Source organism: Marinobacter sp. UBA5687 (genome assembly GCF_002420325.1).
GTDB classification, from domain to species: domain Bacteria; phylum Pseudomonadota; class Gammaproteobacteria; order Pseudomonadales; family Oleiphilaceae; genus Marinobacter; species Marinobacter nauticus.
Genome location: NZ_DIHV01000134.1, coordinates 1 through 14,771 on the forward strand (window position 1 = coordinate 1; position 14,771 = coordinate 14,771).

A 14,771-nucleotide genomic window follows, 5' to 3' on the forward strand; every position below is an offset into this window, starting at 1 on the left:
TATTCCTGATAGAAGCGGTCGTTGGCCCGCTTGTACTCCTCCGCATCCACCATGCCCTCTTCCACCAGGAATTCGCCCCATGCATGGTCGCTGTCCCCGGCCAGCAAAGTGTTATCCAGATCAAAAATCGCGAGCGTCAAGCCTTCCCCTCCCATCCGTACAGGCCTTATGGCAAAGGCGACAGTCTACCACGGCACGCCAGTAACGTGCCGCCAACAGCTCCGTTTGCCGAAGTCTTGGGTTTCTGTAAGAATGAGAGCAACTTGGACAATTTTCGCCGGTTAAAAAATAACCGGCAGCCGACTACTACGAGGACTGTGCCGTGATCGACTCAGACGGTTTCAGACCCAACGTCGGAATCATTCTGGCCAACCACAGGGGAGAAGTTCTCTGGGCAAGGCGAATAGGGCAGGACTCCTGGCAGTTTCCTCAGGGTGGGATCAAGCACAACGAAACCCCCGAGGATGCACTCTACCGGGAGCTTGGAGAGGAAATCGGCCTGTGTGCCAGCGATGTGGAAATCATCAGCTGCACCCGAGGCTGGCTGCGTTACCGGCTTCCGAGGAGGATGGTACGCCATAACTCGCACCCCGTATGCGTGGGGCAAAAACAGAAATGGTTCCTGCTGAGGATGTTATCGCCAGACGCGCACGTACGCGTGGATGGCACGGATTCACCGGAATTCGACGGCTGGCAGTGGGTGAGCTACTGGTATCCGTTGGGGCAGGTGGTTTCATTTAAACGAGAAGTATACAGACGCGCGTTGAGGGAGCTGGCCCCAAGACTGTTTCATAACATGGAGCAGTGGCACCGGGCCGAGAACCCACGGCGTATGAAGGAACATCAGAAATGACGGACTGACTCCATGCTGAGCATCCTGCGAAGTCTTGTACAAGAGGTAAACAGCGCCCGCGATCTCCAGGAGGCGTTGGAAATCATTGTATCGCGGGTGCAAAAGGCCATGGGCACAGAGGTCTGCTCGGTTTATCTGCTGGATCCCGCCTCCAATCGCTATATCCTGATGGCCACCGAAGGCCTGTACAAAGACTCCGTGGGTCAGGTCAGCCTGGCCTACTCCGAGGGTCTGGTGGGGCTTGTCGGTTCCCGTGAGGAACCCATCAATCTTGAGGATGCACCATCCCACCCGCGCTACCGTTACTTCCCGGAAACCGGTGAGGAGCGCTTTCGCTCGTTTCTGGGGGTGCCGATCATTCACCATCGCCGGGTACTGGGCGTGCTGGTGGTTCAGCAGCGGGAGAGTTCCCGTTGCTTCGATGAAGGTGAAGAAGCTTTTCTGGTCACAGTTTCAGCTCAATTGGCAGGTGTGATTGCCCACAGCGAGGCGACAGGGGCCATCAGTGGTTTGTCGCTGACGGGTGAGGAAGCGCGCGATGTCAGTTTCAGCGGCGTTCCCGGAGCGCCGGGTGTCGCCATTGGAACGGGCGTGGTGGTTTATCCTGCCGCCGATCTGGACGTGGTTCCGGAAAAGCCGACCGAAGACATCGATCAGGAGCTGGAACTCTTTCGTTCAGCTGTTTCGGCGGTGCGGGAAGATATCGAGCGCGTTGCCAACCGCCTTGCTTCCCAGCTCCGGCCGGAAGAGCAGGCGTTGTTCGATGTTTACCTGCGGATGCTGGGAGATGAGGCGCTACCGGGTGAGGTGGCGAATCGAATCCGGGAAGGCGTCTGGGCTCAGGGTGCCTTGAAACAGGTGGTTCAGCAGTATGTTCGTCATTTCGAGATGATGGACGACCTGTACCTGCAAGAACGCGCAGTCGACATCCGTGATCTGGGCCGCCGATTACTCTCACACCTGCAGGAAGGTGAGCAGAAGCATCTGGAGTATCCCGAGCGCACCGTGCTGGTGAGTGAAGAGCTGACGCCGGCCATGCTCGGTGAAGTGCCCAAAGGTCAATTGGTTGGACTGGTCTCGGTTAAGGGATCGAGCAACTCCCATGTTGCCATCCTGGCCAGGGCTATGGGTGTGCCCACGGTGATGGGGCTGGTAGACATCCCGGTTAACCAGCTCGATAGCCGGGAACTGGTGGTAGATGGTTTCGAAGGGCAGATTTTCGCGTCTCCCTCGGCGGATCTTAGAGCCTTTTTCCAGGCCATCTGCGACGAAGAAGACGAACTGGTTCGGGGCCTTGAAGCGCTGCGTGACAAGCCCTGTGAGACCACTGATGGTCATCGGGTCTCGCTGCTGGTGAATACCGGTTTGATGACCGACGTGGTGCGCTCTCTTTCCCATGGTGCCGAGGGCATTGGCCTGTACCGCACCGAAGTGCCGTTCATGATCAAGGATCGCTTCCCGTCAGAGCAGGAGCAGCGGGAATACTACCGGGAACAGCTGGAGGCCTTTGCTCCCAATCCGGTGACCATGCGAACCCTCGATATTGGCGGTGACAAGGCACTGACCTATTTTCCCATACAGGAAGAAAACCCGTTCCTCGGCTGGCGCGGTATCCGGGTAACGCTGGACCATCCTGAGATCTTCCTGGTACAGGTGCGGGCCATGCTCAAGGCCAGTGAGGGTCTGAACAACCTGCAGATCATGTTGCCGATGATCAGCAATATTTCGGAGGTGGAGGAGTCCCTGCACCTGATCTATCGGGTCTATCACGAAGTTCGTGAAGAAGGGTACGACATCCATATGCCCAAGGTGGGTGTGATGGTGGAAATCCCGGCCGCGGTTTACCAGATTCGTGAGCTGGCGGAGCGGGTGGATTTCCTGTCCGTGGGCTCCAACGATCTGACTCAATACCTGTTGGCGGTAGATCGCAATAACCCGAGGGTGGCGCAGCTGTATCACTCCTATCATCCGGCGGTGCTGCAGGCGCTGGTGCGGGTGGCTCAGGATGCCCATTCGGTGGGCAAGCCAGTGGGTATCTGTGGCGAACTGGCGGGTGATCCGGGCGGCGCGCTGTTACTGATGGCCATGGGCTATGATTCCCTGTCGATGAACGCAGCGAGTCTGCCGAAAGTGAAATCCGTGATCCGCAGCGTGGGACGGGAATGGGCCATCCAACTGTTGGAGGATGTGCTGTTGCTGGATTCGCCCCATGTCATCAAGAGCTGTGTTGATCTGGCGTTACGCAATGCCGGTTTTGGTCGCTACTTGCGTCCAGCCCGTACCTCGTCGGCAGCGCTGGCAGAACAGGCCGTTTCCTGAGCATTGTGAGGGTTATAGTGTGCGCACTCTAAATTCCCTTGTTAGGTTGTTGGATAACTGAAATCCTGCAGCAGTATCCGATAAGGACAGGCAATGAAGACAGCGACCGAGCTCAAGCCAGCACCGAGAATTGGCCTCGCCCTTGGCGGCGGCGGGCCTCTGGGTGGTATTTACGAGATCGGTGCCCTGCGGGCTCTGGACGAAGCCCTGGATGGTCTGGATTTCAATAATATCGATGTCTATGTCGGCGTAAATGCCGGCTCTTTTGTGGTTGCCAATCTGGCAAACCAGATGACCACAGCCCAGCTTTGCCGCATCTTCGTAAGGAACGAAGCTGAGGTTCACCCGTTTCACCCTGAGGTTTTCTATCGTCCGGCTTTGCGTGAGATCGGGCGCCGGCTGCTCGCCGTTCCGGGCTTGCTTTCAACGGCGGTCAGCCGGTTTGTGAACAACCCTTACGACCAGAGCCTGCTGGAAGCCATGACCATTCTGGCCCAGGCGGCACCGGCCGGACTTTTCGATAACGAGGGGTTGCACGAGTACCTGAAGCGCGCCTTCACCATGCTTGGCCGCACGAATGATTTTCGTCAGCTCAAGCGCAGTCTGTATGTGGTTGCTGCAGACGTGGAGAGCACGGAAGCGGTCTGCTTTGGTGCGCCCGGGTACGATCATGTCCCCATATCCCGGGCGGTTCAAGCCAGTACTTCATCTCCGGGGCTGTACGTGCCGGTCGAGATTGATGGTCGTTTTTACGTGGACGGTACGCTGCGAAAGGGGTTGCATGCCTCGGTCGCTTTTGAAGATGGCGCGGATCTGGTGTTGGCGGTCAATCCCCAGGTGCCCATCGATGCCAGTGCTGCGGTGCGCGCGGGGACCATGAAGCCGGGAGAGCTCACCCGTTCCGGAATGCCGAATCTGTTGTCCCAGATGTTCCGGACCATGGTTTATTCCCGTATGCAGTCGGGTATTGCTCAATATACCCGTGATTATCCGGATAAGGACATACTGCTGTTTGAACCTACCCGGGATGATGCCAAGCTGTTTTTCTCAAATGTGTTCAGCTTCCAGAGTCGCCGGATGGTGTGTGAGCACGCCTATCAGATGACCCGCCGAGATCTGCTCCGGCGGGCAGATGAATTGGAGCCCAAACTGCGCAAGTACGGCATTACGCTGCGCCGGGATCGTCTTGAGGATGAGCAGAGAACCATCAGTACCAGCCTGTATGGTGAAATGCTGCCCCTGTATGTGGCCAAAGGTCGCAAGAAGCAGGGCGAGAAGAACCGGATTGCGAGCGGCTTCAGTACCGTCACGCACCTGTTCTCAAAGGCAGAATAAGTACTGATGTTGCCGATACGGGCATGAAAAAGCCGGAGAGGTCATCCCCTCCGGCTTTTTTGTTGGCATTTCAGGAAACCGCGAATCAGAGAATGTAGCGGCTCAGGTCTTCGTCTTCAGACAGCTCGCCGAGCTTCTCGTCAACGTAGTCCGCGGTCACCTCAAAGGTATCGGTGACCTGGTCGCCAGCGTCGTAGGACAGACTTTCCAGCAAGCGCTCAAGCACGGTATGCAGGCGGCGCGCACCGATATTCTCGGTGGTTTCGTTCACCTTGTAAGCCACTTCCGCAATGCGGGCGATGGCATCGTCGGCGAAGGTCAGTTTCACACCTTCGGTGCCCATCAGCGCTTCATACTGCTGCACCAGCGAGGCATCCGGTTCGGTCAGAATGCGCTTGAAGTCGTCCGGCGTCAGCGCCTGCAGCTCCACGCGAATCGGCAGGCGGCCCTGCAGTTCCGGAATCAGGTCAGAGGGCTTGGACAGGTGGAAGGCGCCAGAGGCAATGAACAGAATGTGGTCAGTCCGAATGGAACCGTATTTGGTGCTTACGGTGCTGCCTTCAATCAGAGGCAACAAGTCGCGCTGAACGCCTTCCCGGGACACATCCGAGGAGGTGTTTTCCGAGCGTTTGGCAACCTTGTCGATCTCATCGATAAAGACAATCCCGTTCTGCTCAACCGCCTGAATGGCCTTCTGCTTGATCTCTTCCTCATTCACCAGCTTGGCGGCTTCTTCGTCCTTCACCCGCTTCATGGCATCCGCCACTTTCATCTTGCGGGTTTTGCGTTTGTCCGAAGACAGGTTGGAGAACATGCTCTGCAGTTGAGAGGTCATCTCTTCCATACCCGGAGGTGCCATGATCTCCACGCCGGCTCCACTGCTGCGCAAATCGATCTCGATTTCCTTGTCGTCCAGCTCGCCTTCTCTCAGTTTCTTGCGGAAAAGCTGTCGGGTTGAGGAGTCCGCATTGGTGCGCTGGCTGTCTTCGTTAAAATCCCTGGGGGGCGGCAGCAGGGCATCCAGAATGCGGTCTTCGGCGGCATCCAGTGCACGGTGTTCATGCCGCTTCATTTCCTGTTCGCGCAGCATTTTCACCGCCATGTCGGCCAGGTCGCGGATGATGGACTCAACATCCCGGCCTACATAGCCCACTTCGGTAAATTTGGTGGCTTCCACTTTCAGAAAGGGAGCATCCGCCAGTTTGGCCAGCCGGCGGGCGATCTCCGTTTTGCCGACGCCGGTGGGGCCGATCATCAGGATGTTTTTCGGGGTAATTTCATCCCGCAGACTGCTGTCCAGTTGCATGCGGCGCCAACGGTTACGCAGGGCAATGGCGACGGCGCGTTTTGCTTCTTCCTGGCCCACGATGTGTTTGTTCAGTTCGTGGACAATCTCTCGGGGAGTCATTGCAGACATGGTCGCTCCGGTCGTCAGTCTTTAATGGGCAGCACTTCCAGAGTGCGGTTCTGATTGGTGTAAATGCAGATATCGCCGGCAATTTCGAGCGCCTTCTCGGCGATTTCGTGGGCGCCGAGCTCGGTGTTTTCCAGCAGCGCCCGGGCTGCGGCCTGGGCAAACGGCCCGCCTGAGCCGATAGCGATCAGCCCCTGCTCCGGCTCGATTACGTCGCCGTTGCCGGTAATGATCAGGGAAGCGGTTTTGTCCGCAACGGCCAGCAGGGCTTCCAGTTTGCGCAGGGCTCGGTCCGTGCGCCAGTCTTTGGCCAGCTCTACAGCGGCACGGGTGAGATTGCCCTGGTGTTTTTCCAGCTGGGCCTCGAATCGCTCGAACAAGGTGAAGGCATCGGCGGTGCCACCGGCAAAACCAGCGATTACCTGGCCGTTGTACAGGCGGCGTACCTTTCGGGCATTGCCTTTCATAACGGTGTTGCCGAGGGATACCTGGCCGTCACCGCCCATGGCGACTTCATTCTCCCGGCGTACGGAAACTATCGTGGTCATTGGCGCTCCAGTTGCCTGTTTGAATTTGTATTTTGGCTTTATGGAGGCACTGGGCGGGATTTCAAGAGCAGGGGAGGTGGCTGAACAAAGTTCAGCCTTCTTTCGGGATCTTCCGCACCAGAGGCTGGATATTGATAGTAACCAGCTTGTCGACCGCCGAGTTCATCTGGCTGCGTGAGTTGAATGGTCCCACATTTACGCGGTACCAGACACTTCCATTGTCGAGATCAATACGCTGTACATGAGCCCTGAGTCCCTGGAAGGCGATCTGTGCGCGCTGTCGCTCGGCGTCTTCCTTACTCCTGAACGAGCCAGACTGTACGACATAATCGAACTCCTGCATGGCCGGGCCCGGGGTATATTCTTCCACTTTGGGCGGAACGACCTCGGATTCCGGCAGCATTTCATAGAACCGGAAGTTCTGCTCTTTCGGCCGGCCATCCTGTTTAGCCGTGGTGTTGGCGGGTTGCTTGGGCGCTACCGGGGTTTGCTCCTGAATCGGGGTTTGCCCGGCCGTTTCCGGCCCGCCGGGCAAGGTGTTCAGGTAGACGATAAAGCCGATGAAGCCACCCACGGCGGCCAGAGACAGGATGGTTTTCATAGACAACGCGCCATGCTGTGAGTGTGATGGTGCACTCTTTTGGGGTTTGGACGGCTTGCGGGGCCTGGCCGCAGGCTTGCTGGCGGCGGCCCCTTTGCCCGCAGGGCGATCTTTCCTGGCGTAATCTCTGGCCATGGCCTGATTACATCTCCTCTGGTGCGCTTACGCCGAGCAGGTCCAGGCCGTTGGCAATCACCTGGCGCACGGCCAGGTACAGGCTGACTCTTGCGTCCCGCAGGGCGGTATCTTCAATCAGCACCTTGTGGGCGTTGTAGTAAGTATGGAACTGGCCCGCCAGCTCACGCAGGTAATGGGTGAGGTGATGCGGCTCGCGCTGCGCGGCAGAGTTGGCAATCAGTTCCGGATACTTCGCCAACTGGTTGGCCAGCTCTTTTTCTTCATCCAGAGTCAGCAGGCTCAGGTCGCCGACGCATTCGTTCATGCCACGCTGTACGCCCTCGGCGGCCAGCTTGCGCAGCACGCTGCAAATCCGGGCATGGGCATATTGGATGTAATACACCGGGTTTTCATTGGTCTGGGAGCGCGCCAGGTCGATATCGAAAGTCAACTGGGAATCCACGCGACGCGCCGCCAGGAAGAAGCGGGTGGCATCTCGGCCCACTTCGTCGATCAGATCCCGCACGGTAACGTAGCTGCCTGCGCGCTTGGAGATTTTTACTTCCTGGCCAGAGCGGGTCACCATCACCATCTGGTGCAGAACGTAATCCGGCCATCCCTGGGGGATATCTGCCTTCAGGGCCTGCAGTCCCGCGCGAACACGGGTTACGGTGGAGTGGTGGTCAGCGCCCTGCTCGTTAATTACGGTGGTAAAACCGCGCTGCCACTTGTCCAGGTGGTAGGCGACATCGGGCAGGAAGTAGGTGTAGCCGCCGTCTTTCTTGCGCATCACCCTGTCTTTGTCGTCGCCGAACTCGGTGGTTTTCAGCCACATGGCGCCATCCTGCTCATAGGTGTAACCGTTGGCCTTGAGGCGCTCAACGGTGGCTTCCACCTTGCCATCCTCGTACAGAGAGGATTCCAGGAAATACACATCGAACTGAACCCCGAAGGCTTTCAGGTCCAGGTCCTGCTCACGGCGCAGGTAGGCGACGGCGAATTCCCGGATGGCATCCCGGTCTTCCGGATCGGCTTTTGCGGTTACCTCGCGGTCATCGGCCACCACGGTTTCGCCAGCAAGGTAGGCGTTTGCCACATCGACGATGTAATCGCCCCGGTAGCCATCTTCCGGCCAGCTTTCATCTTCCGGCGTCAGGCCCTTAACGCGGGACTGCACCGAAAGGGCCAGATTGTTGATCTGGGCTCCGGCGTCGTTGTAGTAAAACTCCCGGGTAACGTTGTAACCGTTGGCTTCCAGCAAGCGGCACAGGCAATCGCCAATGGCGGCGCCCCGTCCGTGACCCACGTGCAGAGGGCCGGTGGGGTTGGCAGACACAAACTCCACCTGAACCTTTTCGCCGTTACCGGAGTTGTTGCGGCCGAACTGCTGCGCTTCGTCCAGGATAGTGTTCACAATGCCGAAGGCGCTGGCGGTGCTCATGAAAAAATTGATAAACCCCGGCCCGGCAATCTCCACTTTCTCCACGGCGGAGCTCTCTGGCAATGCCGCCACCAGGGCTTCGGCCAGCTTGCGAGGCGGGCAGCCGGCGGCTTTGGAGGCCACCAGGGCAATGTTACAGGCATAGTCCCCGTGGGACTTGTCTTTGGTGTTGCCCACCTGAGGAGTGAAGCTCTGGTCTGCCGGCAGTGTGCCGTCAGATTGCAGGGTCGCCAGTGCAGACTGGAGAAGCTCGGATACGGTCTCTTTCATGCTGTCGAATGACTCGGTCTACAGGAGAATTGAATTCGGGGCAGGAGGCCCTTTGAACACAGAAGGGCGCTATTATCGCGGAAAGGTGAAGCTTACTCAAACGCGTTCAAAAAAAAGCCCCGCGTTTGCGGGGCTATTTTAATTAGTCCACAACTGTGCAGTCTTGGGCGCGTCCGTACAATCCCTCCACACCGCCGGGAGGATCTACGTCGACGTTCGACAAATCGGATGCTGAACAAGAGAGATAGAATTCCGAGGATTCTATGCTTTCTGATCCGTCTACACGAACGGTAGCGGTGAGTTCAACTTTTACCCAGCCGCAGTGGCTTTGCGGATAAATCAGTGAAAAATCAGCGGAGCCGTCTGATGCGGACACGACAGAAGCCGCGCTAGTCGTAGCCGAGTTGGTCGGCTCTAGCTTGTCGCTGCCGTTTGTATCCTCCGTATCCAGAACGCCGTTGCCGTTTAAATCTTCGCCAGGATCCAGAAGATCGTTCCCGTTAGAGTCCTCGGTGTCCAGTTGTCCATTTCGGTTGGCGTCCTCAGCTTCGCAGAACTCAAGGCCTGGCGGAATTACCCAACTGTCATCCGTCGAAATGGCGTATGTCCCCTTACGATAACCGGTGGGAAGAACGCTGAGCTCAATATTTGCATTTTCGACGGGCGCCCCATTCGCATCCGTTACGATAGCCACGTAATCTTTCACGTAACGAACAGTGTCCGGCTCAATGATCTCATTGCCTGTTCCAATCGCAAGACGCAGGGCTTGCCGAGCGACAGTTAGAGTGACCGTATCTACAATACTTCCTGCAACCGTGGCCTGAATCACTACGCCATCTCTTCCGCTGCTATTAGCTCCGGCTTGGTATATTGTTGAGGCGCGCCCTTGGGAGTCGGTGATATCTCGACTCGAGTTCAGGCTGCCACCACTACCGTCTTCAAGGATGCTAAATGTAACCTCTTGGTTTTTGACGAGATTGTTTTCTGCGTCCCTGATGATCGCAATGATTTCTGAGGTTTCGCCCAAGTCAAGTTGGGTTTTTGTCGCTTGAAGGTTGATGTCGTCCGGGATGGTGGCGACAAACTCGAACGTAAGGTCTGAAGACAGGCCAGAACTCGGATCCGATGCTGTGACAGTTGAGATGCCCGCATTTGCTGATGAGATATCGATGCTGGCCATGCCGCCCGTTGTAGTTGCTACACCGTTCGCAGGGTCTAACGTCCCGCGAGTGGCAGAGAATTGAATCTGTGTGCCATCTGCCACTGGATTGCCATCAACGAGCCATTCCATAGTCAGTGTTTGCGGCGTGTTGAGGACTACCTCCGTGTTGGGGGCTGGTGATGTGAAACCGAACCTGTCTCCCGCAACAACGATGTTTTTCGTAGCGGAAACGGTGCTCGATCCGCTGAATGCCGATGCGATTATCGAAGCTGTTCCGCCGGTTGAGCCGCTATTGAGCTGTACGTCGACAACACCGTTGGAGCTGGTTGTAAGGGTTGAAGCGGACAGGGTTCCCAAGTTTGTTGTGAGGTTCACTGTTTCGTTTGGAATGCCGTTGCCGTCTGCGTCAGCGAGAGTGACTCTGAGTCCGGTGCTGGCCCCGAGGGAAATAGAGGACGGGCCGGCAATTGCGATGGATGTGCCCGAAATGGAAATATTGACCGAATCAGAGGAGCTGCCGCTTTGGGCTGTTACCGTCACGGTCCGGTTTCTCGGATCTCCATTCGTTGTCAGTATGGCGGAGGCAACACCTGCTTCATCAGTTTCGCCCTGAGATACAGCGAGTGTTCCACCATTTGTTGCACTAAAACTGACTGGCACACCTTCCAGTAAGACGCCATTCGCATCTTTGACGCGAGCCGTGATGGAAGATTGGGCGTTTGTTGATGTGTCCAGGCTGACAGGGCTTGCAACAAGTTCGACCGAGCCGACTTGAGCTGTATCAGGATTTGTAGTGGAACCTCCAGTTCCGCTACCCCCACCAACACCTGATAGTGAGGTGGAGCCACTGTCGCCTCCACAAGCTATGAGCAAAAGGCTCAGCGACAATGCGGCCGCACGCGCAAGGAATTTCCATGCCATTTTGTTTCTCCAGTTTTCATCGACAGCAAAAGCCATAAACCTGCGCATTCCCGCACGAGAACCGCAACCTCAGGTTTTGATCCAAGAGTAGTGGTTATAGTGCTGAAAATCATAGCACAGTCAGTTCAAACTGAATGAGTATGAATGGTGAATTCTGAAAAAGATTGTAACGAATTGCAGAATATGGACTGTGTCACGATTCGGGATGATGATCTTCAGCCAGTCTCCTGAGGGTCAACATCAACAATCCATTTGGTGCTCGCTGGCAGTTTGCATTGGTCCAGGTACTGGCAAATGTGAGTGAGCAGATGGTTGAGTTGGCGCCGGTGGTTACTGCACAGGATCAGCTGCGCCCGGTGTCGGTCGGCTTTGCGTGCAATTACCGCCGGTAGCGGCCCCCAGGTTTCTATGCCGTTCGCGGCCGTCATTGGTTTAATGCTGTCTAACAGTTGCAGGCTTGCCTGCATGGTGTCGGCTTCCGCGCGGAGTATGGCCATGGCGCGGAATGGTGGCAGGGCGCCGGTTTGGCGTTCAGTCAGAAGTTGGTCTGCCAGCGCGGCATAATTACCCTGGCAGAGCGACTTCAACAGCGGGTGGTCGCTGTGGCAGGTCTGGATAAGCACTTTGCCGGGTTTTTCGCCCCGGCCAGCGCGGCCGCTCACTTGCAAAAGTGTCTGCACCATCTGTTCCGGCGCCCGAAAATCGACACTGAACAGGCCACCATCGGCGTTGACGACGGCAACCAGGGTCACGTTGGGAAAGTCATGGCCCTTGGCGAGCATCTGGGTGCCCACCAGTATGCAGGGGGCACCGCTGTTAACCTGAGCCAGTATATTCTGGATACTCCCTTTGCGCTGGGTGCTGTCCCTGTCTACCCGTACAATGGGGGTGTCCGGAAACTGTTCGGCCAGGGTTTCTTCGGTGCGCTCTGTGCCTTGGCCCACGGGTTTGAAATTTTCACTCCGGCATTTGGGGCAGCTGTGGTTTGCGGCCATCTGGAAGTCGCAGTGATGGCAACGCATGGCTCTGTCCCGGCGATGGTATGTCAGTCGGGTATCGCAGCGCGGGCATTCCTCCATGTGGCCACAATCGAAGCACATCATGATGGGGGCGAATCCCCGCCGGTTCACAAATACCAGTGCCTGCTCACCTCGTACCAGTGTTTCCTTTATAGCGTTCAGGGTGGGGCGCGAAAGGCCGGCCTCCAGAGGGCGGCTGCGGATGTCGAGCAACTCCACTTCCGGAGGTGAGGCATTGCCAGCCCGTTGTTCCAGCCGGATAAGGTGGTATTTGCCTTGCCTGGCGTTGTGCCATGATTCCAGCGAAGGCGTCGCTGAGCCCAGGATGACGGGGCACTGATTCAGGTGAGCCCGATAGACGGCAACGTCCCGCCCCGAATAGCGAAACCCTTCGCCCTGCTTGTAGGAGTTGTCGTGTTCTTCGTCCACAACAATGGCGCGAAGATTCGTGAACGGCAGCAAGACGGCGGAGCGGGTGCCAATCAGAATAACCGGTTCCCCATGTCGGATTCTCAGCCAGGTAGCCAGGCGTTCGCTGTCGTTCAGGGCCGAGTGCCAGGCTACAATCCGGTTGCCGAAGTAACGCCTGAAGCGCTCGAGGGTCTGGGGCGTGAGGTTGATTTCGGGAACCAGTACCAGAGCCTGTTGGTCGTCCTGCAGTTTTTGTGTCAGGTAATGAAGATAGAGCTCGGTTTTGCCGCTCCCGGTGATGCCATAAAGAAGTGTGGCACTGAAGCGATCTGTAACCTGCGGTAATTCTTTGGCCGCTGCCAGTTGCGCGGGTGAGAGTCTGGGGCCGTCTACTGTGACGATGCTCTCGCTGGAAGTCGGATGCTGTGGATCGCTAAGTTCGATGAGGCCTTTATCGCGAAGGCTTTTGATCTGAGGGCGGTTGAAGCCGGCTTTAACCAGTTCGCCGGTCGATATGCCGGGTGCGCGCTGGATGGATTCCAGCAAGGCTTTCTGTCGATGGGCGTTGGCCGGCAGTGGGGCGATGTTTTGGGTGCCTTGCCAGTGTTCATCCTGTTTCTGCTGTGACGGCCGGCCTCGGCGTAATGCGGGAGGCAGGGCGGTGAACAGGCACTCACCCAAGGGGTGCTGATAGTAGTCGCTGGCCCAGCTAAGGAGTTGGAAGGTGGCTGTGGGTAAGGCGAGCCACGGCTCCAGCACTTCCAGGATGGGCTTGAGGGTAATGCCGTCTGGTGGTGTCACGCCGGTTTTCACCACAAGGCCGGTCAGGGTTTGCCTGCCAAAGGGTACTTTCACGCGTTGCCCGGGGGAGACGGTCATGGTCTCCGGGATTCGGTAATCAAAGAGTCGCCGGAGCGGGCGATTCAGGGCGATGCGAGCGGTTGAGGGCCGTGTCACGGTAACTGCGTATCCTGAAAGCGGGCAAAAGTAGGCTGGTTGCATGGTATCCGGACTGTTCCGGATGGCCAAGATACTTGCCTGTGGTCGGGTTTGTCAGTAAGATTCGCGGTCTGTTTCTGGCCGGGCTTGATTGTGCACGGTCTTTTCAATTGATTCAAACATGCGGTGCCTGGCACCTGGGCAGCAAAGATGCCCCGTGATCAGGTAGCGGCATGACCTAACGAGGTTCGCCATGAAAGAAGGTATTCACCCGAAGTACGAAGACATCACCGCTACCTGTTCCTGCGGTAATGTGATCAAGACCCGTTCTACCATCGGCCACGATCTGCAGCTGGACGTATGTTCCCAGTGCCACCCGTTCTACACCGGCAAGCAGAAGGTTATGGACACCGGTGGTCGTATCGATCGCTTCCAGAAGCGTTTCGGCAGCCGTATCGGTGGCAAGAAAGACTGATCCGCACCGGGATGTTGAAAAAGCGCCTTCGGGCGCTTTTTTTGTGCGCCATTGAAAAATAAAGTTTGCTATATACGCAAAATGCACTATTGACTGTTCACAAAATATTCGATTTCGGCTTGTCGTTTTGGGTCGGGCGCGCCATAATGGCGCGCTCCGTTGGGCGAGCCCCAGCGGGATTTACCTTTAAACGTGACAAACGGAACAGTGGCAATGTCTCAAGATCTGAAAGAAGCAGCCCTTGAATATCACGCCAAACCGCGGCCGGGTAAGCTGAGTGTTGAAATTACGAAGCCGACCCAGACTTCCCGCGACCTTTCCCTGGCGTACAGCCCCGGGGTTGCCGAACCGGTCCGCGAGATCGCGAAGGACCCCGAGAACGCTTACAAATACACAGCCAAGGGTAACCTGGTTGCCGTGATTTCTGACGGTACCGCTATCCTGGGTCTGGGTAATCTCGGCCCTTTGGCGAGCAAGCCGGTTATGGAAGGCAAGGGCGTACTGTTCAAGCGCTTTGCCGGAATTGACGTCTTCGACATCGAGGTTAATTCCGAAAGCCCGCAAGCGTTTATTGAAACTGTTGAGCGCATCGCTGATACCTTCGGTGGTATCAACCTCGAGGACATCAAAGCACCGGAGTGCTTCGAGATTGAGCGTGCGCTGATTGAAAAGTGTAACGTGCCCATCTTCCACGATGACCAGCACGGTACCGCTATCGTAACTGCGGCCGGCATGATCAATGCTCTTGAGCTGCAGGGCAAGAAAATTGAAGAGGCAAAGGTGGTATGTCTGGGCGCCGGTGCGGCCGCCATTGCCTGCATGAAGTTGCTGATCAGCTGCGGTATGCGCTCTGAGAACATCTTCATGCTCGACCGTAAGGGTGTGATCCACTCTGGTCGTGATGATCTGAACCAGTACAAGGCGATGTTCGCCAACGATACCGACA

11 protein-coding genes and 1 pseudogene are annotated in these 14,771 nt (G+C 56.9%); 5 read left to right on the top strand and 7 right to left on the bottom strand.

The window, feature by feature from the left end:
• Positions 1–140 (bottom strand): annotated as a pseudogene (locus B3Y70_RS14870) (HAD-IB family hydrolase); the annotation flags it as partial.
• 182 nt (positions 141–322) lie between these two features.
• Between B3Y70_RS14870 and B3Y70_RS14875 the strand changes: the two are divergent.
• The 3 genes from B3Y70_RS14875 to B3Y70_RS14885 all read left to right on the top strand — a co-directional run bounded on the left by B3Y70_RS14875 (position 323) and on the right by B3Y70_RS14885 (position 4,507).
• Positions 323–853 carry an RNA pyrophosphohydrolase gene (locus B3Y70_RS14875; protein ID WP_011784333.1) on the top strand — a complete coding sequence of 177 codons (531 nt, stop codon included), beginning with the start codon at positions 323–325 and terminating at the stop codon, positions 851–853.
• A 12-nt stretch (positions 854–865) separates the two neighbouring features.
• The gene (ptsP, locus tag B3Y70_RS14880) at positions 866–3,172 is read left to right on the top strand and encodes a phosphoenolpyruvate--protein phosphotransferase (RefSeq protein WP_011784334.1); all 2,307 of its coding nucleotides are present in this window, start codon (positions 866–868) and stop codon (positions 3,170–3,172) included.
• A gap of 93 nt (positions 3,173–3,265) precedes the next feature.
• Entirely contained in the window at positions 3,266–4,507 is a 1,242-nt protein-coding gene (locus B3Y70_RS14885) for a patatin family protein (protein WP_273031139.1), read from the top strand.
• 85 nt (positions 4,508–4,592) lie between these two features.
• Here the strand turns inward: B3Y70_RS14885 and hslU are convergent, their stop codons facing one another.
• The 6 genes from hslU to B3Y70_RS14915 form a co-directional block, all read right to left on the bottom strand.
• Positions 4,593–5,924: an HslU--HslV peptidase ATPase subunit gene (gene hslU / locus B3Y70_RS14890; protein ID WP_011784336.1), complete on the bottom strand. Its 1,332-nt coding sequence runs from the start codon at positions 5,922–5,924 to the stop codon at positions 4,593–4,595.
• Positions 5,925–5,938: 14 nt separating this feature from the next.
• The gene (gene hslV, locus B3Y70_RS14895; RefSeq protein WP_153741474.1) at positions 5,939–6,469 is read right to left on the bottom strand and encodes an ATP-dependent protease subunit HslV; all 531 of its coding nucleotides are present in this window, start codon (positions 6,467–6,469) and stop codon (positions 5,939–5,941) included.
• A 91-nt stretch (positions 6,470–6,560) separates the two neighbouring features.
• Positions 6,561–7,205, bottom strand: coding sequence for an SPOR domain-containing protein (locus B3Y70_RS14900; protein ID WP_286895128.1), 645 nt, complete (start codon positions 7,203–7,205; stop codon positions 6,561–6,563).
• 7 nt (positions 7,206–7,212) lie between these two features.
• Positions 7,213–8,898 carry an arginine--tRNA ligase gene (gene argS, locus B3Y70_RS14905; RefSeq protein WP_288590018.1) on the bottom strand — a complete coding sequence of 562 codons (1,686 nt, stop codon included), beginning with the start codon at positions 8,896–8,898 and terminating at the stop codon, positions 7,213–7,215.
• A 142-nt stretch (positions 8,899–9,040) separates the two neighbouring features.
• Positions 9,041–11,017 carry an Ig-like domain-containing protein gene (locus B3Y70_RS14910; protein WP_286895132.1) on the bottom strand — a complete coding sequence of 659 codons (1,977 nt, stop codon included), beginning with the start codon at positions 11,015–11,017 and terminating at the stop codon, positions 9,041–9,043.
• 179 nt (positions 11,018–11,196) lie between these two features.
• Positions 11,197–13,413, bottom strand: a complete 2,217-nt coding sequence (locus B3Y70_RS14915; protein ID WP_288590019.1) for a primosomal protein N' — start codon at positions 13,411–13,413, stop codon at positions 11,197–11,199.
• A gap of 190 nt (positions 13,414–13,603) precedes the next feature.
• Between B3Y70_RS14915 and rpmE the strand changes: the two genes are divergently transcribed.
• Both rpmE and B3Y70_RS14925 read left to right on the top strand, forming a co-directional pair.
• Positions 13,604–13,825 carry a 50S ribosomal protein L31 gene (gene rpmE, locus B3Y70_RS14920; protein ID WP_014420566.1) on the top strand — a complete coding sequence of 74 codons (222 nt, stop codon included), beginning with the start codon at positions 13,604–13,606 and terminating at the stop codon, positions 13,823–13,825.
• A 213-nt stretch (positions 13,826–14,038) separates the two neighbouring features.
• Positions 14,039–14,771 (top strand): malic enzyme-like NAD(P)-binding protein (locus B3Y70_RS14925; protein ID WP_278350788.1); only part of this gene is annotated, 733 nt, incomplete at its 3' end.

Excerpts from the sequence above, each read along its gene's own strand:
- ptsP (WP_011784334.1), top strand. The coding sequence starts at position 866 with ATGCTGAGCATCCTGCGAAGTCTTGTACAAGAGGTAAACAGCGCCCGC.
- B3Y70_RS14885 (WP_273031139.1), top strand. The coding sequence starts at position 3,266 with ATGAAGACAGCGACCGAGCTCAAGCCAGCACCGAGAATTGGCCTCGCC.
- hslU (WP_011784336.1), bottom strand. The coding sequence starts at position 5,924 with ATGTCTGCAATGACTCCCCGAGAGATTGTCCACGAACTGAACAAACAC.
- hslV (WP_153741474.1), bottom strand. The coding sequence starts at position 6,469 with ATGACCACGATAGTTTCCGTACGCCGGGAGAATGAAGTCGCCATGGGC.
- B3Y70_RS14900 (WP_286895128.1), bottom strand. The coding sequence starts at position 7,205 with ATGGCCAGAGATTACGCCAGGAAAGATCGCCCTGCGGGCAAAGGGGCC.
- argS (WP_288590018.1), bottom strand. The coding sequence starts at position 8,898 with ATGAAAGAGACCGTATCCGAGCTTCTCCAGTCTGCACTGGCGACCCTG.
- B3Y70_RS14910 (WP_286895132.1), bottom strand. The coding sequence starts at position 11,017 with ATGGCTTTTGCTGTCGATGAAAACTGGAGAAACAAAATGGCATGGAAA.
- B3Y70_RS14915 (WP_288590019.1), bottom strand. The coding sequence starts at position 13,413 with ATGCAACCAGCCTACTTTTGCCCGCTTTCAGGATACGCAGTTACCGTG.
- rpmE (WP_014420566.1), top strand. The coding sequence starts at position 13,604 with ATGAAAGAAGGTATTCACCCGAAGTACGAAGACATCACCGCTACCTGT.